This window comes from Streptomyces apricus (assembly GCF_008369065.1).
In the GTDB taxonomy this organism is placed as follows: Bacteria; Actinomycetota; Actinomycetes; order Streptomycetales; family Streptomycetaceae; genus Streptomyces; species Streptomyces apricus.
This window is the reverse complement of the sequence record NZ_VDFC01000034.1, coordinates 58,995-81,520: the sequence shown is the minus strand read 5'-3', so window position 1 is coordinate 81,520 and position 22,526 is coordinate 58,995. Positions and strand designations below refer to the sequence as shown.

Sequence of the window (22,526 nt, the reverse complement as noted above, 5' to 3'; positions counted from 1 at the left end):
CGTGCCGCCGTCCGGTGGGAAAGGGGAGGGGGAACCCCCGCGTGGCCCCGTGCGTGGTAGGAATCGCCCGGCGGCCCACATCGATGCGAGGGGGCGCACATGATCCGCGTACTGGTGGTCGACGACGAGGCGTTGGTCCGCACCGGCTTCGAGCACATCCTGTCCGCGGCGGACGACATCGAGGTGGTGGCCGCGGTCGCCGGCGGCCGGGCGGTCCGGGCCGCCCGGGAACTGCGCCCGGACGTGGTGCTGCTGGACATCCGGATGCCGGACGTGGACGGGCTGACCGTGCTGGCCCAGCTGCGCCGGCTGCCCGACCGGCCGGTGGTGGCCATGCTCACCACCTTCGACATGGACGAGTACGTGGCCGCCGCCCTGCGCTCGGGAGCGGCCGGTTTCCTGCTCAAGGACACCGATCCGGTGCAACTGCCGGTGCTGGTGCGCAATCTGGCCGCAGGTGGCGTCGTGCTGTCCTCCTCCGTGACCCGCACCGTCGTGCACGGCTACCTCGACAACGGCCCCCGGCATGCTGCGATGCGGCGCGTCCAGGTGCTGAGCGAGCGCGAACGCGCGGTGCTGGTCCTGATCGCCGAAGGACTGTCCAACACCGCCATCGGGGCGCGGCTGCACCTGAGCACCGGCACGGTCAAGGACCACGTCAGCGCCGTCCTGTCCAAGCTGCGGGTCGTCAGCCGCGTCCAGGCGGCCCTGCTGGCCGAACGCGCCGGTCTGCTCAAGGCGCCGGAGCCCCGGGAGGACCGGTGAGGGGCGGCCGGGTCCCCGCTCCCGTACTGGACGTCCTGCTCATCGCCGTGTCCCTGCTGGACGTCCTCGTGCACGAGGAGTCGGGGGAGCCGCTGCGCAGGGGCGCCGCCCTGCTGGCCACCGCCGCACTGGCCCTGCGCCGCCACGCGCCGCTGCCGGTCTTCGTGCTGACCCTGCCCGCCGCCCTGGTCAGCGACGCGCTCTTCGCCCCGCTGGCCGCGCTCTACACCCTGGCCTCGCTCAACCGCCACCGGGTGCTGCTGGCGGCCGGGGTGCTGGTGCTGGCCGCCTGCGACCTCACCCACTGGACGTGGCCGGCGCCGGAGTTCGCCGACCTGACCGACTCCTCCGACCTGGTCACCGTCACCTACAGCCTGGCCACCGCCACCGCGCCGGTGTTCCTCGGCCAGCTCGTCCAGGCCCGCCGCGAACTGTCGCTGCGGCTGACCGAGATCTCCCGGGCCCGCGAGCACGAGCGCGAACTGCTGGCGCAGAGCGTGCTGGCGGCGGAACGCGCCCAGCTCGCCCGGGAGATGCACGACGTGGTCTCGCACCAGGTGAGCCTCATCGCGGTCCGCGCCGGAGCGCTCCAGGTCGCCACCCGGGACGACGCGGCACGCGAAGCCGCCACCACCATCCGGCAGTTGAGCGTGCAGACACTGGAGGAACTGCGGCGCGGTGGCGGTGGCCAGGCTGTAGGTGACGGTGACCAGGTCGGAGGAGTCGGTCAGGTCGGCGAACTCCGGCGCCGGCCACGTCCAGTGGGTGAGGTCGCAGGCGGCCAGCACCAGCACCCCGGCCGCCAGCAGCACCCGGTGGCGGTTGAGCGAGGCCAGGGTGTAGAGATCTTCGACGGCCTGCGCCCCGCGGGAGCCCACCCGCTGCCCCAGCCGCCGCCCGCTTCCCCGTAAGGAGGCGCGGGCGCTCATTGGCGCGTCCGGCCAGAAATCCGCCGGCGAGCTGCGACGGCCTCGGCCACCGGTGCGATGGTGGTGCGCAGAAGGGTGCCGTACGCGTTCTGGGGGAGGTTCGGGGCGTGCTCTCTGGCCGCGTCGCTCGGCGCCTCGCGCCTCTCGTCGAGGCAACGGGAGCTGCGGAACTGGTGCTGTTCATACCCGTGTACGCACCGCGGGATCGTCTGCGCTCGTACGAACTCATCGGCTAGGCCTCGACGGAAGCCGCCGTCAGTGCGGTGGAAAGGCCGACAGGACGGCGTGGTAGAACGTTCTGTCTTTACAACAGGGGAAGCGTTCGTTAGCGTTCCCCTCGGCAGAACGACCAGTCTGGCTGAACGAATGCAGTCCGCCCTATGCCCTCGGCAGGCAGACCTGACGACAGGATGCCTGGGCGTGGCGGCGGCCCGGACCGCGGAGGTCTTCACCTGCGCGCCGAGAGGCAACTGATCGCACCTGGCACGTCGTTGGAGAAGTCATGGCCGTCGGCCCGCAGCATGTGTCGATGTTCGAGCCCGGTAGCCCGACCTCTACGTGAGAAAGGCATTACGTGACGAACATCGTTGACCTGGAAGAGTTCGGTGAGGGGTTCCGAAAGGACCCGCATCCGGTGTACGCGCAATTACGCGCACGTGGCCCGGTGCACCGGGTGCGGCTGCCGGGACCGGGCCCTCGCCAGGAGGTTTGGCTGATCGTGGGACATGAGCAGGCGCGCGCCGCGCTCGCCGATCCACGACTCGCCAAGGACGAGAGCAAAATCGGGTTCATCCCCCTGGACGAGGAGTTGATCGGCAAGCATCTGCTCGTGGCGGACCCGCCGCAGCACACCCGGCTGCGCAGCCTGATCGCGCGGGCGTTCACGGCGCGCCGCGTCGAGGAACTGCGGCCGCGGATCCAGCAGATCACCGACGACCTCCTGGACGTGATGCTTGCGCAGGACCGCGCCGACCTCATCGAGTCCTTCGCCTACCCGCTGCCGATCACTGTGATTTGCGAGCTGTTGGGCGTCCCTGAGCTGGACCGCACCGAGTTCCGCAAGATTTCCAATGACGTGGTGGTGCCGGCCGACCCCGAGATCATGCACAACGCCTTTGCGCGCCTCGCCGATTACCTGGACGGTCTCATCGAGGACAAGCAAGGTGCCGGGCCCGGCAGCGATCTGCTGAGCGAGCTGATCCGCACCACGGCGGAGGACGGCGACCGGCTCTCGCCGGACGAACTGCGCGGCATGGCCTTCGTCCTGTTGGTCGCCGGACACGAGACGACAGTCAATCTCATCACCAACGCCGTCCACGCCTTGCTCACCCACCCCGAACAACTGGCCGCTCTGCGCGCCGATATGACCCTCCTGCACGGCACCGTCGAGGAGGCCCTCAGGTACGAAGGGCCGGTGGAGACCGCTACGTACCGGTACGCCGCCGAGCCCCTGGAGATCGCCGGAGTTCCGATCGCGCAGGGCGAGTGGGTACTGGTCGGACTGGCGGCCGCTGACCGCGACGCGGACCGCTTCGCCGACCCCGACCGATTCGATATCCGGCGGGACACCCGCGGTCATGTCGCCTTCGGCCACGGCATCCACCATTGCCTCGGCGCGCCCCTGGCCCGCCTGGAAGCTCGCATCGCACTCCGGTCCCTTGTGGAGCGTGCCCCGAACCTCGCCCTCGACGGACCGCCGCAGGAGTGGCTCCCGGGCGTGCTGATGCGCGGAGTGCGAAGCCTGCCCGTGCGCTGGTGACGCCCGCGGGGCCGGGCAGCCGTGACCGCGAGTCGTGAGTTGCCGGTTCCTGTGCGGTGTCGACCGGGAGGGATCGCAGGCGTTCGGGGAAGCGATCGCGTTCTTCCGCAGGTGCGGAAGGTGCGCGGCTTCCGATTGCGCTGCCCACATCAGGAATGACCACTGAGGAGAACGACCGTGACCGAAGGACTTCCCAGGCGCGAGGGGCGCCGCATCACCGTCGAGCCGAGCGACCGACCAGTGCGTGCGGTGAGGGGCGGGCAGGTGCTCGCGGAGAGCGACCGAGCGTTGGTGCTGCGCGAGACGGGCTGTCCCGTCGCGTACTACATACCGTTCCAGGACGTACGCCTCGATCTCCTGACCCCGTCAGGGACCCGCACGAACTGTCCCTTCAAGGGCGAGGCCTCGTACTGGTCGCTGCCGGACGCGGCGGACCTGGCCTGGGCGTACCTCGACCCCAAGCCCGAGGTGGCCGAGATCAAGGACCATCTCTGCTTCTACGAGGTCCAGGTGTCCTGACGAGTTGACGCAAGAGAGAACGATCTGTCTTGACAGGTGTGGGCGGAGTCGTGATGCTGGATCAAGATAGAACGTTCAGTCTCAGCATGATGCTCATCGGCTCTCCGCACGTGCCCATACGCCAGGGAAGCCGATGCGCGCATCACCCGCTGAATCCCCTTTTCCCTGTCGTCACAGCACGGAAGGATCATCGTGACCACCGTTGACCCGCCTGCCGCCGCCCCATCAGCGGCCGTCAACAGACATGCGCCGCCTCTGCGCCGGCTGTACCTCGTGCGGTTCGCATTCGCCATCGCTTGGGCGGCCCTGCTGTTCGCCGACAAGTCCCACCTCGGGGCTCTTGGCATCGCCCTGCTCGTCATTTACCCCCTGTTCGACGTCGCCGCGGCCGTCATGGACGCCCGCTCGTCCGGTGCCGCCGGGCCGATCCGTGGTCTGCGCACGAACATCGCGATCAGTGCCATCGCAGCTGTCGGCCTCGCCGTCCCCACATCGGCCGGCCCGGTACTCCGGGGCCGGGTCACGACCTTGACGGAGAACGCATGAGCGAGCAGAGGCCCGGCGGTGTGGAAGACGGGGCGGCCGACAGGTCCGCGCCGGATCCGGAAGAAGGGGAAGCGCAGCAAGAGGCGGGAGCCACCTCAGCCAAGAGCCGCTGGACCTCTCGCAGCGGGCGGATCGCGCGTGGGGTACTGGTCGGCCTGGTGGCCGGCGGCGCAGGGCTTGCTGTGGGTGAACTCATTGCGGTGGCTACGGGGGAAGCGTCTGCGCCGGTGACGGCAGCCGGGAACTGGGCGATCAGCATCACGCCCACATGGCTGGAGCAGTACGCGATTCGCACCTTCGGCAGCAACGACAAGACTGTGCTGCTGATCGGCGTCTATACGACGCTGGCGTTGGCAGCGGCCGTCGACGGCGTACTTGCCCGCGCGCGGTTGACGCTTGCGGGCATCCTGACCGCGGTGGTCGGCGTGGTCGGTGCGATCGTCGCGGTCACGCGGCCGACTGCGGAAACGAGTTGGCTGCTCCCCTCGCTGCTCGCCGGACTCGCCGCGGCGTTGGTGCTGCGATGGCTGACGATCTTGTCGCTGAAGGGGGCTCAGTCCTCGGCCGGGCTGACTGAGAGGCGCCGCTTCCTGTTCGGCACGCTGGGTACGGCCGCGGGCGCGCTGGCGGCGGGATACGGCGGCAACGCGTGGATCAAGAAGCGTTACAACGTTTCCGATGCGCGCGCGAAGGTGGTACTGCCGACTCCGGCGAAAGCACTGCCCGAACTGCCCGCCTCGGTGCACCCGAACGTAGCCGGGCTCGGGCCTTTCATCACCCCGACCTCCCAGTTCTACCGGGTCGACACGGCGCTCACGCTCCCTCATGTGGACCCGGAGGACTGGAAGTTGAAGATCCACGGCATGGTGGACCGCCCGTTCGAGATCACCTTCGACGAGCTGCTCTCCTACAGGTTCGAGGAACACGACATGACCTTGACCTGCGTGTCGAACGAGGTGGGCGGCCCGTACGTCGGCACCGCGCGCTGGCTCGGCACGCCGTTGGCGCCGCTGTTGCGCCGTGCCGGCGTCCGTCGCGGGACGGACATGATCCTGTCCACCTCGTCCGACGGGATGACGATCGGCTCGCCGGTCGAAGCGGTGCTCGACGGCAGGCAGGCGATGCTGGCGATCGCGATGAACGGTGAGGCACTGCCTGTCAAGCACGGCTTTCCGTGCAGGATGCTGATCCCCGGTCTGTACGGATACGTATCCGCCACCAAGTGGTTGACGGATCTGAACCTCACCACCTTCGCCGCCTCCGACGCCTACTGGACGCCGCGTGGCTACTCGCCGCAGGCCCCGGTCAAGACCGCGTCCCGGATCGACGTGCCGAAGAGCGGGGCGACGGTACCGGCTGGCCGGGTGGTCCTCGCCGGTACAGCTTGGGCGACCCACCGCGGCATCGCGGCGGTGGAAGTGCAGATCGACAACGGGGCTTGGCGGGAGGCGAGGCTGGCGTCGTCGGACACGCCGGACACCTGGCGGCAGTGGTCGTACGAGTGGGCGGACGCCGCCAAGGGGTCGCACAGGGTCAAGGTGCGGGCGACCGACGGCACCGGCGCTGTGCAGACCTCGACCGTCCAGGACGTCGTGCCGAACGGCTCCACCGGCTACCACAGCATCACCGTAAAGGTTTCCTGATCGGACACGTGGGCGGTATGTGACGTCGCCGTCCAGGGCTGCTCCAGAACGGTCGGCGGCCCGGTGCGCCCGCACTGGGGAAGCGAAATACGCAAGACAGAATGTTCGGTCTTGACTCTGGGTAAAGGGTCACACTAGGTTCAGCTGTGTATCGATCGATACATACATAAGTCGGCGAGTCGGTTTCGTCGTACATGAATGAGTAAGGACGGTCATGCTCCACACGACTTCACTGCGAACGCTTGGTCTCGGTCTCTCCCTCGCCGCACTGGCGACGTTCTCGGCGGCATGCAGCAGCTCTTCCGACGACTCGTCGGCCGATGGCTCGACGACGTCAGCGGCGCCGAAGCCGGCCGGCTCAGGTTCGACGGCAGCCTCGTCGGCACCGGACTCCGCTGCCTCGGGATCGAAGCTGGTCTTGAAGACCGCGAAGGGCAGCGCGGGCATCTGGCTCACCGACCCGGCAGGTCGCACGCTGTACCTGAACACCAAGGACAAGAAGACGGCGTCCAACTGCTATGACAAGTGCGCCAAGGAGTGGCCGCCGCTCACGACGACCAAGCCGGTGACGGTCACGGGCAAGTACACCGTGCCGAGCAGCGTGGGCACCATCACCCGGACGGACGGTGCGAAGCAGGTCACCTACGGCGGCCACCCGCTGTACTACTACAAGGGCGACACCGCTCCCAACGAGATCAAGGGTCAGGGCGTCGACGGCAAGTGGTTCCTCATCGGACCGATCGCCAACATCATGAACGGCTCCAAGCCGTAACAACCATCAGGCGAGGCTGCTGCGGCGCCGCGAACCTGCTTGTACAGAAACGGCCTTCGTCCGACTCCGGTGGTGCGCCGCAGGCGCACTCGGTCGGTACGAAGGCCGTAACTCGCTTGACCCATCGGAAAATCGCCATGGCCACCTACGTCGGACGCGGGCTGGGTGCGAGTGCGGGTGCTGTGCTCGGAGGTCGCAGTTCCTAGGACGCGTGGGGCTCGTTCTGTTCCCAGAACACGACAACATCAGCGGCCCGGACGTGTCCTGGTCCCACGCCGGCTTCGGTGGACAGCGCGCCCCTGGAACGACGTATCCACCACCCCGATACGACACTCGGGTCCTGGGCATGCACGACATCGATCCACGGCACGAGAACGGTCCACCGACTGCGTCGGCGGACCGTCACGAAACTTCTAGGCCAGCGGCGTGGTTTCTCTACGCCGGGTCCGGCAGTGGGATCGCTTTGAAGACGTTCTTCGGATCGAAGCGACGCTTCACCGCAAGGAGCCGCGAAGTGTTCGGACCGTACGCGTGGGCAATCCGTGCGGCCTCGTCAGGTCCGAGCAGGTTGGGGTATCCACCCGGTAGCGCATCGGATCCGAACGCACTGCTCGCCCTATCGGCCCAGGCCCGGTGCTCCGCGGCACGGCTGTCGGTGGGATCCCAGAGAGCGATGACTTCGATCATGAGATGTGGGGTGCGGACGCCGAACGCCGTGTCCTCCACGGGAACGCGCGCTGCGGCCCCATGCAGGCTGTGCACGGATACGGCTGAGTAGGGCGACGTCAGCGTGGAGCCGGCGAGGGCCAGCGCGTCACGTACGCCTGAGGTGAGGGAGCGCACCGAGCGTGTACGGATCTCGACGTGCCGTCCGAAGGGGAACAGCGCGTCGACGCCGGCGAGCATTTCAGCGGTGGTGGTGGCAGCGATCTGGGAGACGAGGGGCGTTCCGAGCGAGGCGAGCTGCGCCAAGGCGCGTTCCCCGGCAGTGGCGTCATCGCCGCTCCAAGTCGGCGACAGGAAGACCATCGGCTTGCCATCAGGGCCTGGCAGGACGCCGGACTGCACAGTCAGGTCGTCCGGGCTCCGGAGCAGAACGTCCGACAACCCGGTCAGCACAGTCGTGACCTGCTCCCACGGAAACAGCACCATGCCGGACAGAAGAGTGGACACCCGGTGCAGGCGTACGCGCATGGAGGTGACGACACCGAAGTTGCCGCCACCGCCGCGCAGGGCCCAGAACAGGTCCGGTTCCCGAGCGGAGTCGACGGTGACGATCGAGCCGTCGGCGAGCACCACGTCCGCGGACAGCAGATTGTCCAGGGCGAGCCCGAAGCGACCACTCAGCGGTCCGTAGCCGCCCCCGAGGGTCAGGCCTACCATTCCCACCGCGCCCGCTGAGCCTGTTGCGGCGGTCAGGCCGAAGGGTTGGGCAGCGGCGGCGAGATCGGCAGCCGTGGCGCCTCCCGACATGTGAGCCACTTCGGCCACGGGGTCAACCGTGACCGCGCGCATGCCGGAAAGGTCGATGGTCAGACCGCCGTCGCTCAGCGCCCTGCCGGCCCAGTCGTGTCCGCCACCGCGCACCGTCAGAGGAACTTCGTTCTCCTGCGCGGCCAGTACGGCGGTCCGGACCTCAGCCGGATCGGCGCACCGGACGATCACCCCGGGGCGGGCGGAAACGGCACCGTTCCAGATGCTTCGGCCGACGTCGTAGACCGGCCCGGCGGTAAGCACCTCTCCCGCTTGGACGGCCTTTCGTAGTGTGTTGGTGAGGCGGGTGATCTGTGCGGGGGTGGGTGATGGCATAGCAAGTTCCTCGCGTATTGATTGAATTGGGCGATCGACTCCCGTCGGCAGTTGTTCCGGGGGCCGACGGTTTCTGAATGCCGCAGGGCGACCAGGGAGCCGAGACGAAGATGACCGGCAGCGACTGAACCGGCATTTCTTGTCGAAGAGGTTGACGAGCTTGTCCTACCGAGGCATCGATGCGGTGGCCGTGAGGAGCGACGAGGTAGCGACTCGGGTGCAGGCACTCTGGCGGCCGTCGAGGTCGCTGATGATTTGCGGTAGCGCGCTGGACACAACAGTCGCGGACGGCAGGTGACTCCGTGCGGCTGGTCACCGACATGCCGACTCCGAGCGCCTTCGTGGTGCCACCAGAGCATAAGATAGAACGTTCGGTCTTGACAAGTGTCCCGCGACACCTAGGCTGAGGAGGCCGAGTGTTCTCCCACCTCTGGGCCCGAGCCAGGCCCCGCACCTGTTGCGTTCCGTCCGTAATGACGCCCTGCGGAAAAACCGGTTCAGGCTTCGGCTGTTGCTGCCCGAGGTCTCATATACCAAGGAGTCCCAACCAATGGAACCTGCTGTTCATCTGAGTGCCGACACCAGCAAGCCCCATCCCGCGCGGGTGTACGACTGGCTGCTGGGCGGTGAGAACAACTATCCCGTCGACCGGGAGATCGGTGAGGTGCTGCCGACAGAAACGCGGGGCAACGCGGTCCGGAACAGGGCGTTCATGCGCAGGGCCGTCGACTGGCTGGCGAAGAAGGGTGTCGATCAGTTCCTCGACATCGGTTCCGGCATACCTACCGAGCCCAACCTGCATCAGATCGCGCAGGCGATCGTCCCCGCCGCACGGATCGTCTACGCCGACAGCGACCCGAGCGTCCTGCCACACGCGCAGGCGCTTCTGACCAGCACCCCGCAGGGAAGCACCGACTTCCTCCATGCGGATGTGCGGCAGCCCGTGGTCCTGCTGGAACGCGCCGGCGAAAACCTCGACTTCGAACGCCCCGTAGCCCTTTCGCTGCTCGCGCTCCTTCACTTCCTGCCCGACGACGAGGACCCGTACGGTGTCGTGAGCACCCTGGTGAAGGCACTTGCGCCGGGCAGCTTCCTGATTCTGTCGCACGGGACAACTGATCAGCATCCGGAGTGGAAGGGAAAGATCGAGGCCGCGTACGAGCGGGGTGCCATCCCGCTCCGGTTGCGTACGCGCCGTGAGGTCGAGCCCTTCTTCGAGGGTCTCGAACTCGTCGCGCCCGGACTGGTGTACGCCACCGAGTGGTACCAGGAAGGCCCGGCACCCACCCCGGAGCGAAGTGGCCTCCACGTCGGAGTTGCCAGGATCCCCTGACTGAGCGGTCTGACGGGGCTCAGACCCGGTCGACCGTGCCCGAGCAGGCTCGCCGGAATTGCCCGATCGCCGTCCGCCCACACTTTGCGGATGCCGTAGTTCCGTATCGCCGCCTCCGACGGCACCGACGACACCGCCGAGGAATTACCGGTTGCGCCGCCGGGGCGGCGCGTGCTCGTCAGGGTGTCTTCGGGCGCGGGGCGTCCGCCGGTCCGTCGGGTGTTGTACCGATGGCGTCAGTCTGTGAGAGTGCGGCGAGGAGCTGCAGTTTCTCGTCGCTGTCGCTGTCCTTGTCGGGGTAGTAGACGACGAGGATGACGTCGTCGACGGGGAGTTTGTCGCGGTGCAGGCGCAGTTCACCCACGACGGGGTGGTGGACGGTGGCGGTGCCCCCGTCGAGCCTGCGGACGTCGTGACGGGCCCACAGCGTACGGAACCGCTGACTGGACAGCGCGAGTTCTCCGACGAGCTCGACGAACCGGGGATCGTCGGTGTCGTCCCCGATGGTGGTGCGCAGGGCGGCGACGAAATCGGCGGTGGCTTTCGTCCAGTCCTGGTGAAAGGCCTGCTCCTCGGGATCGAGAAGAAGCGAGCGAAGCCGGTTGTGGCCGGGACTCAGGCGGGGGGAGAGCGCGATGGCCATGGGGTTGGAGGCCAGGACGTCGAACGCGCGCCCTTCGACGAACGCGGGAATCCGAAGGTGGGCGAGCAGCTCGTGCACCCGCGCCGGTACGCGCTCGGGCCGCGCGCGACGCGGCGCCCTGACGCGAGTCGCCGTGAGACCGAGCAGATACGCCCGCTCGATGTCGTCGAGCTGCAGGACGCGCGCCAGTGACTCAAGAACCTGCGGCGAGGGGTTCGTGTCACGGCCCCGCTCCAGGCGCAGGTAGTAGTCGGGACTGATCCCGGCGAGCAGCGCGACTTCCTCACGGCGCAGACCGGGCACACGGCGGTTGCCACCCGCCACGATCCCCGCCTGCGCGGGGGAGACCAGCTCACGCCGGGCGCGAAGGTAGCTGCCGAGCCGATTGCCGGATTCCGAATCCTTCATACCGCCACGCTAACGCGGCGCACCCATCCTCAAGGGGGCCCTGGCAGGACCAGGGAAGACGGGGGCTCTGCCACTGCCGGGCGCCGGCGCCAACACTCAAGGGGCAATGTTCCACACGGGACGCACGACATCACTGCCTGCGCCGCGGAGCTGAACGCCCTCGGCGCATCGGATGGAAAGGGAAAACCTCGTGGATCTCTCCCACCGCACCGTTCTCATCGTCGGCGGGACCTCGGGCATCGGACGGGAGCTGGCCCGGCGGTTCGCCGCGGCGGGCAGCACCGTGGCCGTCGGCGGCCGCAACCCGCAGGCGCTTGCGGAACTCGCCCAGGAAGGGTTCGGCACGATCAGCATCGACGTCACCGACAGCGCCTGCGTCGAAGCCGCCCGCGACGCCGTGCTCGCCCGGTACCCCGAGCTGGACACCGTGGTGACGATGCCGGGCCTCATGCTCCTGGAGGACCTGCGCGACCCCGCGCACTACGAGGCGGCAGCAACCATGATCGACACCAACCTGCTCGGCACCATCAGGGTCATCGACGCCTTCACCCCCCACCTGCTGCACCGGGGCGCCGGCACCTTCGTCACCGTCACCTCCGGCATCGCCTTCCTGCCGTTCCCGCCCATGCCCACCTACGCCGCCTCGAAGGCCGCGGTGCACGCCTACTCCGAGGCACTGCGCGCCCAGCTCGACGGCACCGGCGTCGCCGTCGTCGAGCTCGTGCCCCCGGCCGTGGCCACAGCAGGACAAGAAAAGGTGAACCCGCACGCGCTGCCGCTCGACGACTTCGCCGCCGAGGCCATGGACCTGCTCTCCCAGACCCCGACCCCCCGCGAGATCCTCGTGAAGGGAGTCCTCATGCACCGCTGGGCCGAACGCGACGGCACCTACGACGCCCTCGTCACCCAGCGCTCCCAGGCCCTGACCATGCTCCCCGGCCGCTCATGAGCGGTTTGTCCTGGCCACCAAGTACACCTCCGGCAGCGACGAACCGAGTGGCATCGGCTCCGCCGACAACGGGCGCAAGACAATGATCCGGTCGCCGGAAGCCGGCCGGCGGTCTGCTCACCGGCAAGGGGGCACTGACAGCAGACGCATCGAGCGCCCCGAGACCGCGCGCACCACGGTGCAACTCGACGGCTACCTCACCGCGCTCGGTCTCGACCTGAGCCAGGAGCAGTACGACCGTCTGGAGCGGGTCAGCGCCGTCGCCCATGGCACCCCGCACGAGGCGGTGGCCGGCACCTTGCCCGGCTCATCGGCGGCGACCTCGGCAAGCTGCGCCAGCACCCGGTGCCAGTGGTCTGATCGCGCGCCGTTCGGATGGCGATCAGCCAGTTGGCTTGATTCTGAAGTTCAGTCCCTACGCCACACCGCACCGCGCTGCTCGTACTCCATCACGGTCTCGACGCCGGCAGTGACAGGAGATCCGAACTCCCTGGTGACCAGCCACAGCGCCAGGTCCAAGCCGCTGGTGACGCCGGCGGCCGTCACAAGGTCTCCGTCATCGACCACCCGCGCGGACACCACCTCACCGCCCTCCTGCTTCAAGACGTCCTTCGTCAGGTGGTGGGTCGTACAAGGCCTTCCCCTGACGAGGCCCGCTGCCGACAGAGCCAGGACTCCTGTACACAATCCCGCCAGCACCACACCCGAGTGGTGCGCGCGCCGGAGGTTGCGCAGCACCGACGAACTCTTACGCAAGGTGTGTATGCCTGGTCCGTCGGGATTTCCCCAGCCGCCGCCTGGAATGACAAGGATGTCGGCTTCGGTGGGCTTCCACTCCTTGTCCACAAGGATTTTCGTGCCGAAGGCGCAGGTCACTTCCCCTGGTCCACCCGGTCGCACCAAGGAGGTCTCCACTGCGCCACCGGCGTGTACGGCGTGCCCGAACACGTCACGCGGACCGATGAAGTCCTGCTCTTCGGCACCGTCGTACACGAGGATGTGAACTTGTGTCGGTCGATGCTCGGCCGAGGCGCCGGGGGCTGCGGCTGCGGCTGCGGCTGAAGAGCTTGAAGCCCCTACCGCCGTCGTTGCCACTCCGGCTGCTGCTGCTTGTAGTAGATGCCTTCTCCGCACTTGTCCGTCTCCTGGGTCAGTTGGTGGCCTTTTCGCGGCATGGTCCTCACCATCCCCAGAAGTTGTCGTGCGGAGCCGTGGGAAAGTTCCCGGTCCTGGCCGCCCGGGATCTGGGTCTGTCCTGGCCGACCGTGATGGATGCCTTCCGCGCCGTCGGTGGCACACAGGGTTCGTCGACGCGCTCGGCGCCGGCGGCCTGCTCGGTCAGGTCGAGGGCCGCACCGTCGCCGATGTGCTCGCCGCCGGGCCCGGCACGCAGACAGCGCCTTCCGATCCGGACCGGCAGGACCTCTGGACAAGGTTCATCGTCCGATCCGGAAGACGCTTTCCTGCGCCGTCCAGCCTCACCCCTGCCGAAAGAGCGAGGTCGGACAGCTGCGCGCCGTCGTACGCTCAGCCCACCTGCACCGGTTTGCCCGCCCCGGTCACCAACAGGCCGTAGTTCTCGGTGGTGAGGTAGGTCGACAACTGGGCATGGCGGGCGCCGACGTTGAGGTCCCGCCAGAAGCGCTGCAGCGGGTTGTCGAGGACGAACGCGCTGGAGCCGTGCAGGTCCAGCAGCAGGTCTGCGGCGCGCAGGAACTGCTGCAGGATGGACACCACCTCCATCCGTAGGCTCGATCGCTGCACGGCGGTGGCGTCGTTGCCGGGCAGCTGCTCGGTGATACGGGCCGCCAGGCTGATCAGCCGGTCGTAGCCACTGGTCACCATGTGTTCGGCCTCGGCGAACACATGTCGGGCCGACGCTGATTCGGCGAGACTGTTGTACTGCGTCATGGGCGGCTTGCGCGTGTGGATCGCGGCCTTCACCACGTCCAGCGCACCGAGCGCCGCTCCGGCCAGAGCCGCTGTGACCGAGACCGTCTGGGAGACGATCTCCAGTGGCCTGCCCTGGGTGAAATCGGGCCCGCCATCGGGGCCGAGGGGGAACTCGAAGAGGCGCTCCCCAGGAACGAAGACGCCGTCGGCGACAACGGTGTGACTGCCCGTGCCCTGCAACCCGGCCACGCGCCAGGTCCGGTCAATGGTCAGCTCGGACATCGGCACGAGCGCACCTCCTACATGAGGCACACCGTCGTCTCCCACGGACACCACCGACAGGAATGCCCAGTGGGCATCCTCGGCTCCGGAAGCGTAGGCCCATCGCCCGGTGACCTCGACTCCTCCGGGAACCGCGACGGCCTGGCCGGGTGTCGAGCCGCCACACCACCGCACATCGGGATGGGGGTAGACCTCGGCGAGGACCTTCTCGGGGAATCCGCCGGAGAAGTGGGCCTTCGTTCCCGTCGAGATCGACACCAGCCATGCCGAGGACGGACACGCACGACCCAGTTCGGACAGCACCCGCACCAGGGTGACCAGGTCCACGTCCGTCCCGCCGAACTCGACCGGAGTGCCCAGCGCGAACAGACCCGCCTCACGCAACGCCTCAAGACTCTCCGGCGCAACGCGCCCCTGCTCCTCGGTGACGTCCGCGTTCGCGGCCAGCACCGGTGCGGCCGCACGTGCCTTCGCGACCAACTGTTCAGTCGTCCCCTGGGTGCTTCCAGCCGTCTGTGTCATGTGATGCCCTTGGCTTAGAGAAGTTTCGCTCCGCCGAGCAGCATCTTCATGCCGTTGAGCGGTGCCTTGTGCCGACCCGAGGATGACGTCGCATCTACGAGATAGAACGGTCGGTCTTGATGTAAGTTACTGCCACTCTGAAGTAGCGGTCAAGGTCGGGATCGGGGCGCTCACCTGGCCCGGTTGTGTCCACGCGGGCTTGGATCCGCTACGCGTGATGTCCCGCCACGGCGCGGCCGGACACCTGCACCGAGACAAGGCTGACGATCTCCACTGCATCTCCGGCTTCTACGACACCGTCTGGTGCGCAGCGTGTGCGGATACCGGAGCCCGATCGGCTACGTACGAGACCATCAAGCCGACTTCACCACGGAGTTGACCGCTTGGAAGATTGCTGCAGCACAAGGGGGCTGACAGCTCGGCTTGAGCGGCCTGGCTACTGCGTTCGAAATGCCGACTCAGACGCTCACGGTCGGGGGAAGATGCATGACGCGGTTGAGTCCGCCGTCGACCGTGATGGCTGCACCGTTGACGTAACTGGCTTCAGAGCTGGCCAGAAAGGCTACGACGGCGGCGATTTCCTCGGGTGTCCCCATGCGGCGCATGGGAATGTGCGCCGAATACGCTTCGACGGTGCCCGGGATGTCGCCCATGAACCCGGTCATTCCGGTCGGGTAGATCACGCCTGGGTGCACCGTGTTCGAGCGAATGCCCTTCGCGCCGTATTCGATCGCGATGCTGGCGCTGAGACTTTCCGCGGCACTCTTGGCGGCACCATAGGCCGGCTGGCCGTAGTTGCTGTGCAGGGCGTTGGACGAGCCGACATTCACGATGTTGCCACGAGTCCGCTCCAGATGCGGGATCGCAGCCTTGGCTGTGTAAAGGACCGCGCCCGCGTTGACGGCGATGATGTCCTGCCAGGTCTGCTTGTCCAGCCCGGCGAGCAAACCGATGTCGCTCGCACCCGCGCAGTTCACGAGGACGTCCAGACGGCCGAACGCTTCAGCCGTTCCGTCGACCAACTCGACCACGGCGGCCTCGTTTCGGACGTCGACCACTCGCTGGACGATCGTGCTGCCCTCAGGGGCTTGGTCGACGGTTCGGCTCAACTTCTCCGTGTCGCGGCCGGAGACGACTACCGTCGCACCTTCTTCGGCGAGCCGTAGAGCGATCGCGGCCCCCATGCCAGACCCGCCTCCAGTCACCAGTGCGACGCGGTCGGAAAACCGATTGGATTTCACGTTTCGTTCCTTCGATCTCTGCAGTCCTGGGAATTTCGGCATGATCAGCCGCCCAGTTCGCCGCCCGGAGGTGGGCAGAACGTTCGTTCTTGTATGGAAGCATGCACGAGCAGCGTCACTCGCGTCAACACCGAACGTTCTGTCGCAATGCCTGCTGCGGCAGTCTCATGGCGTAGGCAGTCGACTATGAGGCCGGCGCTGGCCCGGCAGGTGTCGAGCAGCCGGTCGCAGCGATGGGGCCGGCGCATGAGGTGTTTCCGGCGTTTGTGGTCGGCCAAGGCGTGCTCGACGGTGATCCGGTCCGAGGAATGCTCGTGCCGGTCGTGTTCCCACTGCTCGGCTCTGTCGGACAGCACTCCGGGCCGTGGCTTTCTGGGCGGGGTGGGTGCCTGGCCGAACTCACGCCATGAACACCGGAGAACGTACCGGCTTCCCCTGTGAGCCGCCGGTCGGCCGAACGCGGCCGCGTGCTTGCGCCCGCAGACGTGTCAGAGGTGGAAGAACTCGGTGATGATGTCTGCTGTGTCGAGCTGGTGGCTGGTCCTGCCGATGAGTGCCGGGGCGGAGGAAGGACCGGGAACGGTGTGTCCGCCGCGGTGGATGGTGTAGAGGACCACCGGGGGGACACCTTTTGCCTCATAGGTTGTGCGTTCGACCTCGGTGGGGTCGGCTGTGATCCTCTTCGGCAGGCGTGTGGTCGTGGGTTCGGTGGTGATGCCGTTGCGCTCGGCGAAGTAGCGAGCCGTGCGGGTGGCTGACCAGCTGCGACCGCCTGTTCTGAAGAGGGTGCGCAGGGCCCAGTTCATGGTGCCGCCCTGGTAGGACACGATGGGGTCCTTCGTGCCGTGGATCAACAAGACCGGTACGGACGTCCAGGGTGCCTGACCGGCGAGGAAGTTCTCCGGCGCGGGCATGGTTGCGGCGATCACTGTGGCACCCGCCAGCAGGCCGGGCGTCTCATGGGCGAGACGGATGACCATCTGGCCGCCGTTGGAGTAACCGACCGCATGGACCCGGCCGGGGTCGATGCGCCGGTCCGAGGCGTACGTGGCGATGACCGCGCGGGCGAAGCCGACGTCGTCGATGTCGGCTCGGCGGGCCGGGAAGCGGCTTTCGCGGCGGGCGTCGTTCCAGTTGCCGCGATAGCCGTCGAGGTAGGCGACCAGGGCACCGCGGGCTGCGAGCGCGTCGAAGACGCCGCCGGTGAAGGCGCGATGCTTGTCGCCGGTCTGACGGGAACCGTGGAACACAAGAATCAGCGGCTTGGCCTCGCCCGGCGCTGCGGTGCCGACAAGAGTGAAGGTGCGGGTGGCCTCGCCGACAGTGACACTGCCGCGGGTGGCTGTGAGGGTGCTGGACATAGTGTTTCCCCGGTTCAGGCGAAGAAGTCGATCAAGGTGTGGGCCATCCAGTCGGGCGCTTCCTCCGGCACGAAATGCGCCGCACCCGGTGCGACGGCACCTGTGGTGTTCGGGGCGACCTGCCGCACCGCTTGCTCGACGCCGTCACGCATGCCGTGTTCGCCCCCGATGGCCAGAACCGGAACATGCAGCGGCCCCTCGGCGGCCAGCGCAACCACCTGGTCCCCGGACTCTCCCGCGCGGTAGAACTCGAAGCTCGCGTGCAACGCGGCGGGGTCACGCAGGGCATCGACGTAGACGTCGACCGCAGTCTGGGGAATGGCCCCGGGGCTGGCGGCTTTGGTGGCGAACTGGTGACCGAAGTAGATCTCCTCGCGGCCGGACACCATGCGTTCGTTGATCTCGGCCAGACGATTGAAGACGAAGTGCCAGGCCTGCTCGTTGACCTCGGGAGGCATCAGCAGTGGGGGCATCGGAGTGAAGCCGGGGAGGACGGCCTCGGCCAGGACGAGCTTGCTCACCCGGTCGCGATGGCGAGCAGCGAGCACGTAGCCGACCATCATCCCCATGTCGTAGCCCGCGACCTGGAAACTGTCGTGGCCCAAGGCGGTCATCAGGCCGGCCATGTCATCGGCCAGCGTGACCGCGTCGTACCCGCCGGTGGGCTTGCCGCTGGCACCCATGCCGCGCATGTCGGCGGCCACGACCGTGAAGTGCTCCGCGAGAGCAGGCATCACCAGCCGCCAGCAGTACCAGAACTGCGGCCACCCCGGCAACAACAGCAGCGCCGGGCCGGACCCGCCGACCACGGCATGCAGTTCGACGCCGTTCACCTCCACGGTGCGGCTGCTGAAGGTGTCGCCGAATCCGGCGGGAAGGTGCGGGACGGCGTCCACGGTGAAGGGCATCGGTGTCTCCTCGTGCCGGACCCAACCACAAACGGATGAGTCATCCGTTTCAAGGTAGCACAACCGGATACACCATCTGGTTATGGTGGGGGTATGAGCACTCCGCCGCTGCGCAAGGACGCCGCCCAGAACAGGCACCGCATCATCGAGACCGCCCGGCGGTATGTCGATGACGGCAAGTCCCTGCAGCTCAACGATGTGGCGCGGACCGCATCCATCGGCGTGGCCACTGTCTACCGGCACTTTCCGACGCCGGAAGCGCTGCTGGAGACGGTCGCGCTGCCCACCATCGAGAAGCTGCTGCGGCGAGCCGAGCACTCATTAGCCGAGGACGACCCGTGGACGGCGTTGCGAGAGTTCCTCGCCGCGGCGATCGAAACCATGCTGACCGACCCGGCGGTCCCTCCGGTCTTCGCCGCAGCCACTGACGCCTTGGAGGTCACCGGCGACTGCAAACGAAGGCTCGCCACTGCCTTTGCCGAGCTGCTGGCGCGCGCGCACGCGGCCGGAGTCATCGATCCCGGCATCACCGAGTCGGACATGATCCCTCTGATGTGCGGCGTCGCCTACGCAGCGAACATCCAGAGCACCCTCGACCCGACCGAACGAGCCACGCTCGGTCTGCGCTACCTCGACCTGCTCCTCACCGGCCTGCACCGCCCCTGATCAGGACAGCCGTCCGGGGCCGCGGCCACTCATCCGGGCCCGTCCGCCATCGTGGAGACGGGCACCACCCGCTGCGAGATGCGGGAGATCGTCAACGCGCTGCTCCATCAGGGCTGCACCGGCTGCCAGTGGGACCTGCTCCAAAAAGTACCGGGCCGCAAGCACGGCCTGGTAGTTGACATCCTGGGCTTGGTGATCGCGGTGATACTGCGCCGGCTGACCGGGGCCACGCGACCTGCCTGCTCACCCGCAACGAAGCGGCATCAGGCATCAGGCATCAGGCATCAACCCTCATCCCGCCTTCTCGGGACATGGCTGACTGAGGAGCGCGACGCCAGAGCGTGCCGGGGCCAGGATCCGTCGGATGCGGATGGTGCCGGCCGGAGAGGCATCGCAGGACAGTGCCTGCAGCTCACCAACCAGTGCGTACAGCGGCGTGCGTCGGTGGGTCGGTGAGGGACCGGACTGACGTCGGCTGAGCATGATGCCGCCGGGGATGACAGAATCAACGTCTCGTTGATGAAAATCGACGTTGTGTAGACTTTTTGAGTGAGGGGCAGTCCACTGCTCCTCACGAGACCTTTCTGGAGGAGCAGTGCAGCAGCAGAAGTGGCTCATCACCGGCGTCAGCACGGGCCTGGGGCGTGCCTTCGCCCAAGCCGCCCTGGCCGCCGGGCACACCGTCGTCGGCACGGTCCGTTCCGAAGAGGACCGGCGGGCCTTCCAAGAGCTCAAACCGGGGTACGCCCACGGCCGCATCCTGGATGTGACCGACGACGACGCCGTCTCGAGTGTGATCACGGAGGTGGAGCAGAGCGTCGGCCCCCTGGATGTCGTCGTCGCCAACGCGGGCTACGGCCTGGAGGGCACCTTCGAGGAGACGCCGCTGGCCGACGTGCGGCGGCAGTTCGAGGTCAACGTATTCGGGGCGGTGGCCACGCTGCGGGCGGCCCTGCCCCACATGCGCCGGCGCCGCCGCGGACACCTGATGGCCGTCACCTCCATGGGCGGGCTGATGGCCGTGCCCGGCATGTCCGCCTACTGCGGCAGCAAGTTCGCCCTGGAAGGCATCCTTGAGGCGCTGGGCAAGGAGGTCGCGCAGTTCGGGATCCACGTGACGGCGATCGAGCCCGGGTCCTTCCGCACCGACTGGGCCGGGCGGTCCATGACGCGCACCGCGCGGTCCGTCGACGACTACGACGAGCTGTTCACCCCCATCCGTGAAGCGCGGCAGAAGGCCAGCGGGAATCAGCTTGGTGATCCGGCCAAGGCCGGGGACGCCGTCGTGCACATCGCGTCGGTCGACCGGCCGCCGTCCCACCTCGTCCTGGGCTCGGACGCGCTGCGACTGGTCGCCGCCGCGCGCACGGCCGTGGACGAGGACATCCGCACGTGGGAGGCGCTCTCCCGCACCACCGACTTCGCCGAGGGTGCTCAGCTCTGATGCCCGACCACCACCCCGCGCGGAGCCGACGCACCACCGAACGCAAGGGTGATGTCCGGGAGCGGGCCATCCTCGACACCTGCGAAGCCCTGCTGGCGCAGCAGGGCTATGACGCCATGACCGTCGGCGACATCGCGCAGGGCGCCGGCATCACACGGGGCGCCCTGTACTTCTACTTCGGCTCCAAGCAAGAAGTGGTCACGGCGCTCGTGGCCCGGACCGTCGAACACCTGTGGGAGCGGTCCCGGGCCACCGCGCAGACCGACGACCCACGCCAGGCCATCGCAGCAGCCATGCGGCGCACGGTCGAGCTGTGGAACGAGCACGGTCTGGTCATGCGCACAGCGATTGACCTGTCGTTGACCGTGCCGGAGATCGGTGAACTCTGGAGCCACACGGCTGACTTGTTCATCACGGCCATCGCCGCCGTACTGGAACGAGCAGGCGTTGAGGCCGGCACCGAACCGGAGCAGGCGTCGGCGATGGCACGCGCCCTGTGCTGGATGATCGAGCGGACGTTCTACCACGCCTCGCAGAAGTCCCGGGAGGAGTTGCAGAAGGCCTCTTCGACCTGCGAACACATCTGGCTGATCAGTGCCGGCCTCGTCGCCTGATGCATCCGGCGCGGACGGTGAGGCGCGAAGCGGGGGCTTCGTACTCCCGTGTGGAGGCAGTGGCGCTCTCTTGTCGACCCGGAGGTCAGCGCACCTTTCGTACGCGTGTGACGCTGAAAGCGCCCAGGAGTCCGAACAGTGCTCCGCCCAGGAACAGGCCCGGGTAGCCGAAGGCGCCGATGATGCCAGGAGCCGCGACGGGGATGATCGACTGGGGCAGCGACTGGGCGAGGTTGGCCACGCCGAGGTCCTTGCCGGCGGTCTCCTCGTTCGGCAGCACGTCGGTGAGGAGGGCGAGTTCGACGGCGAAGAAGGCTCCCGTTCCCGCGCCCAGGATGAGTTGCCCGAGCAGCAGCATGGGTATCGACGTGGACAAGGCGATGAGGACGAGGCCGGCGGTCGCTATCAGCGACGAGGCGATGACGAACGGCTTGCGACGGCCGACCTTGTCGGAGAGCCAGCCGAGCACCGGGGTGACGAGGAGCAGGCCGACCGCGTTGGCGAGCACTGCTTGGAAGACCATGGTCGGCGCTTCGGCGTCGCTCACGTCGAGGTTCTCGATGAGGAAGTACGTGAGATAGCTGGTGGCGGTGAACTGCGTCGTATTGAGGAAGAAGCGCGTCAGCCAGGCCCATCCCAGGTCGGGGTACCGGCGCGGATTGAACACGAAGGAGCCGAACAGGGCCTTCGGGTCGAGTCGTTCGGTCGGGCGCTTGGTCCGGACGCGGTCCTTGACCGGGGCGACCGCACCGAGCATGAGGACGACGCCGAAGAGGCTCGGGACGAGGACCTGCAAGGTTCCGATCGGGAAGAGCTGCACCAGGAACGTCGCACCGACGCCCCCGACGTTCTGAGCGAGGCTGATGAAGGACGCGACGCGTCCGCGACGGCGGGGTTCGACCTGGTCGGGCAGCATCGCTACAAGGGCGGCGAGGGCGAAATTGAGCCCGACCTGTGCGACGCTCCAACCGGCCAGGACGAACAGCACGTCCGGTGCGTAGGCGATGATCGCGATGCCCGTGTAACCGATCACGGCCCCGGCGAGGATCCAGGGCTTCCGCATGCCGTGGCGGCTCATGGTCCGGTCGGACAGGCGCCCGGCCAGCGGGTTGGTGACGAAGGAGAAGAAGGCGCCCACGCCCAGGACGAGCCCGAGGTTTCCCGCCGAGCCGTCGAGATCGAGTTCGCGCAGTCGAAGGGCGATGGTGACCGCCAGGGGCGGCACGAGGGCGATCGACCAGCCGAGAAGCGCGAGCGGTATCGCGACGGCGGCGTACCGGGACGGCCGGCCCCCGGATCCGGGGGCGGGAGTGTCCGTCACCGGCGGTCTCGTGCCGGTCCCGACAGTGACAGGTGTGCCGAATGATTCGTCCACAGCAATGTCCTCTGAGCTGAGGTAGACGCGGAAGGCGCGTCAACGTGGGCGAACCGTAACACCGAAATGTTCCGCATGGAACTTTTTCTTTACGTGCGCATGCGAAGGACCCTTGGGGCGGGGCCCCCCTCCCCCCATCTCCGTG

20 protein-coding genes are annotated in these 22,526 nt (G+C 67.7%); 12 read left to right on the top strand and 8 right to left on the bottom strand.

The window, feature by feature from the left end; translation table 11 throughout:
- Positions 1 to 99: 99 nt before the first annotated feature.
- From FGF04_RS12055 to FGF04_RS40015, 7 genes are all read left to right on the top strand, one after another.
- Positions 100 to 765 carry a response regulator gene (locus FGF04_RS12055; protein ID WP_149511292.1) on the top strand — a complete coding sequence of 222 codons (666 nt, stop codon included), beginning with the start codon at positions 100 to 102 and terminating at the stop codon, positions 763 to 765.
- Positions 762 to 1,676: a histidine kinase gene (locus FGF04_RS12050; protein ID WP_149511291.1), complete on the top strand. Its 915-nt coding sequence runs from the start codon at positions 762 to 764 to the stop codon at positions 1,674 to 1,676. Before FGF04_RS12055 ends, FGF04_RS12050 begins: the two co-directional genes overlap by 4 nt.
- Positions 1,677 to 2,268: 592 nt before the next feature.
- Complete coding sequence (locus FGF04_RS12040; protein WP_188114056.1) at positions 2,269 to 3,453, top strand: cytochrome P450 family protein; 1,185 nt, start codon at positions 2,269 to 2,271, stop codon at positions 3,451 to 3,453.
- A 177-nt stretch (positions 3,454 to 3,630) separates the two neighbouring features.
- Positions 3,631 to 3,972 (top strand): DUF427 domain-containing protein, encoded by a 342-nt coding sequence (locus FGF04_RS12035; protein ID WP_149511290.1) that lies wholly within the window; start codon positions 3,631 to 3,633, stop codon positions 3,970 to 3,972.
- Positions 3,973 to 4,164: 192 nt separating this feature from the next.
- Complete coding sequence (locus FGF04_RS12030; RefSeq protein WP_223146376.1) at positions 4,165 to 4,518, top strand: hypothetical protein; 354 nt, start codon at positions 4,165 to 4,167, stop codon at positions 4,516 to 4,518.
- Positions 4,515 to 6,161 carry a molybdopterin-dependent oxidoreductase gene (locus FGF04_RS12025; protein WP_149511289.1) on the top strand — a complete coding sequence of 549 codons (1,647 nt, stop codon included), beginning with the start codon at positions 4,515 to 4,517 and terminating at the stop codon, positions 6,159 to 6,161. Before FGF04_RS12030 ends, FGF04_RS12025 begins: the two co-directional genes overlap by 4 nt.
- Positions 6,162 to 6,579: 418 nt before the next feature.
- The gene (locus tag FGF04_RS40015; RefSeq protein ID WP_188114055.1) at positions 6,580 to 6,933 is read left to right on the top strand and encodes a COG4315 family predicted lipoprotein; all 354 of its coding nucleotides are present in this window, start codon (positions 6,580 to 6,582) and stop codon (positions 6,931 to 6,933) included.
- 435 nt (positions 6,934 to 7,368) lie between these two features.
- Here FGF04_RS40015 and FGF04_RS12015 read toward each other — a convergent pair whose 3' ends face one another.
- Positions 7,369 to 8,742 carry an FAD-binding oxidoreductase gene (locus FGF04_RS12015; protein WP_149511287.1) on the bottom strand — a complete coding sequence of 458 codons (1,374 nt, stop codon included), beginning with the start codon at positions 8,740 to 8,742 and terminating at the stop codon, positions 7,369 to 7,371.
- Positions 8,743 to 9,292: 550 nt separating this feature from the next.
- On the opposite strand from FGF04_RS12015, the gene FGF04_RS12010 reads away from it, so the two are divergent.
- The gene (locus FGF04_RS12010) at positions 9,293 to 10,075 is read left to right on the top strand and encodes an SAM-dependent methyltransferase (protein WP_149511336.1); all 783 of its coding nucleotides are present in this window, start codon (positions 9,293 to 9,295) and stop codon (positions 10,073 to 10,075) included.
- Positions 10,076 to 10,253: 178 nt separating this feature from the next.
- On the opposite strand, the gene FGF04_RS12005 is transcribed toward FGF04_RS12010, so the two are convergent.
- A complete protein-coding gene (locus FGF04_RS12005) occupies positions 10,254 to 11,126 on the bottom strand; it encodes a helix-turn-helix transcriptional regulator (RefSeq protein WP_149511286.1) in 873 nt (290 codons plus the stop codon).
- A gap of 190 nt (positions 11,127 to 11,316) precedes the next feature.
- Here FGF04_RS12005 and FGF04_RS12000 point away from each other — a divergent pair, with 190 nt between their 5' ends.
- A complete protein-coding gene (locus FGF04_RS12000; protein WP_149511285.1) occupies positions 11,317 to 12,075 on the top strand; it encodes an SDR family oxidoreductase in 759 nt (252 codons plus the stop codon).
- A gap of 408 nt (positions 12,076 to 12,483) precedes the next feature.
- Here FGF04_RS12000 and FGF04_RS11995 read toward each other — a convergent pair whose 3' ends face one another.
- From FGF04_RS11995 to FGF04_RS11965, 5 genes are all read right to left on the bottom strand, one after another.
- A complete protein-coding gene (locus tag FGF04_RS11995; protein ID WP_268893769.1) occupies positions 12,484 to 13,170 on the bottom strand; it encodes a DJ-1/PfpI family protein in 687 nt (228 codons plus the stop codon).
- 432 nt (positions 13,171 to 13,602) lie between these two features.
- Positions 13,603 to 14,772 carry an acyl-CoA dehydrogenase family protein gene (locus tag FGF04_RS11985; RefSeq protein ID WP_149511282.1) on the bottom strand — a complete coding sequence of 390 codons (1,170 nt, stop codon included), beginning with the start codon at positions 14,770 to 14,772 and terminating at the stop codon, positions 13,603 to 13,605.
- A gap of 458 nt (positions 14,773 to 15,230) precedes the next feature.
- Positions 15,231 to 16,013, bottom strand: a complete 783-nt coding sequence (locus FGF04_RS11980) for an SDR family NAD(P)-dependent oxidoreductase (protein ID WP_188114054.1) — start codon at positions 16,011 to 16,013, stop codon at positions 15,231 to 15,233.
- A gap of 488 nt (positions 16,014 to 16,501) precedes the next feature.
- On the bottom strand, positions 16,502 to 17,374 hold the full coding sequence (locus tag FGF04_RS11970) for an alpha/beta hydrolase family esterase (RefSeq protein ID WP_149511280.1): 873 nt from the start codon (positions 17,372 to 17,374) through the stop codon (positions 16,502 to 16,504).
- 14 nt (positions 17,375 to 17,388) lie between these two features.
- Complete coding sequence (locus FGF04_RS11965; RefSeq protein WP_149511279.1) at positions 17,389 to 18,282, bottom strand: alpha/beta fold hydrolase; 894 nt, start codon at positions 18,280 to 18,282, stop codon at positions 17,389 to 17,391.
- 93 nt (positions 18,283 to 18,375) lie between these two features.
- On the opposite strand from FGF04_RS11965, the gene FGF04_RS11960 reads away from it, so the two are divergent.
- The 3 genes from FGF04_RS11960 (at position 18,376) to FGF04_RS11945 (ending at position 21,006) form a co-directional block, all read left to right on the top strand.
- Positions 18,376 to 18,948, top strand: coding sequence for a TetR/AcrR family transcriptional regulator (locus tag FGF04_RS11960; RefSeq protein ID WP_149511278.1), 573 nt, complete (start codon positions 18,376 to 18,378; stop codon positions 18,946 to 18,948).
- Between the two features lie 595 nt (positions 18,949 to 19,543).
- Positions 19,544 to 20,392 (top strand): oxidoreductase, encoded by an 849-nt coding sequence (locus FGF04_RS11950; RefSeq protein ID WP_149511277.1) that lies wholly within the window; start codon positions 19,544 to 19,546, stop codon positions 20,390 to 20,392.
- Positions 20,392 to 21,006, top strand: a complete 615-nt coding sequence (locus FGF04_RS11945; protein WP_149511276.1) for a TetR/AcrR family transcriptional regulator — start codon at positions 20,392 to 20,394, stop codon at positions 21,004 to 21,006. Before FGF04_RS11950 ends, FGF04_RS11945 begins: the two co-directional genes overlap by 1 nt.
- 85 nt (positions 21,007 to 21,091) lie before the next feature.
- Here FGF04_RS11945 and FGF04_RS11940 read toward each other — a convergent pair whose 3' ends face one another.
- Positions 21,092 to 22,327, bottom strand: coding sequence for an MFS transporter (locus tag FGF04_RS11940; RefSeq protein ID WP_235882292.1), 1,236 nt, complete (start codon positions 22,325 to 22,327; stop codon positions 21,092 to 21,094).
- Positions 22,328 to 22,526: the final 199 nt, after the last annotated feature.

What these genes read in the sequence shown, in the direction of transcription:
- FGF04_RS11945 (WP_149511276.1), top strand. Translation starts at nt 20,392, where the DNA reads ATGCCCGACCACCACCCCGCGCGGAGCCGACGCACCACCGAACGCAAG.
- FGF04_RS12015 (WP_149511287.1), bottom strand. Translation starts at nt 8,742, where the DNA reads ATGCCATCACCCACCCCCGCACAGATCACCCGCCTCACCAACACACTA.
- FGF04_RS12005 (WP_149511286.1), bottom strand. Translation starts at nt 11,126, where the DNA reads ATGAAGGATTCGGAATCCGGCAATCGGCTCGGCAGCTACCTTCGCGCC.
- FGF04_RS11965 (WP_149511279.1), bottom strand. Translation starts at nt 18,282, where the DNA reads ATGCCCTTCACCGTGGACGCCGTCCCGCACCTTCCCGCCGGATTCGGC.
- FGF04_RS11970 (WP_149511280.1), bottom strand. Translation starts at nt 17,374, where the DNA reads ATGTCCAGCACCCTCACAGCCACCCGCGGCAGTGTCACTGTCGGCGAG.
- FGF04_RS12055 (WP_149511292.1), top strand. Translation starts at nt 100, where the DNA reads ATGATCCGCGTACTGGTGGTCGACGACGAGGCGTTGGTCCGCACCGGC.
- FGF04_RS12025 (WP_149511289.1), top strand. Translation starts at nt 4,515, where the DNA reads ATGAGCGAGCAGAGGCCCGGCGGTGTGGAAGACGGGGCGGCCGACAGG.
- FGF04_RS11985 (WP_149511282.1), bottom strand. Translation starts at nt 14,772, where the DNA reads ATGACACAGACGGCTGGAAGCACCCAGGGGACGACTGAACAGTTGGTC.
- FGF04_RS11960 (WP_149511278.1), top strand. Translation starts at nt 18,376, where the DNA reads ATGAGCACTCCGCCGCTGCGCAAGGACGCCGCCCAGAACAGGCACCGC.
- FGF04_RS12010 (WP_149511336.1), top strand. Translation starts at nt 9,293, where the DNA reads ATGGAACCTGCTGTTCATCTGAGTGCCGACACCAGCAAGCCCCATCCC.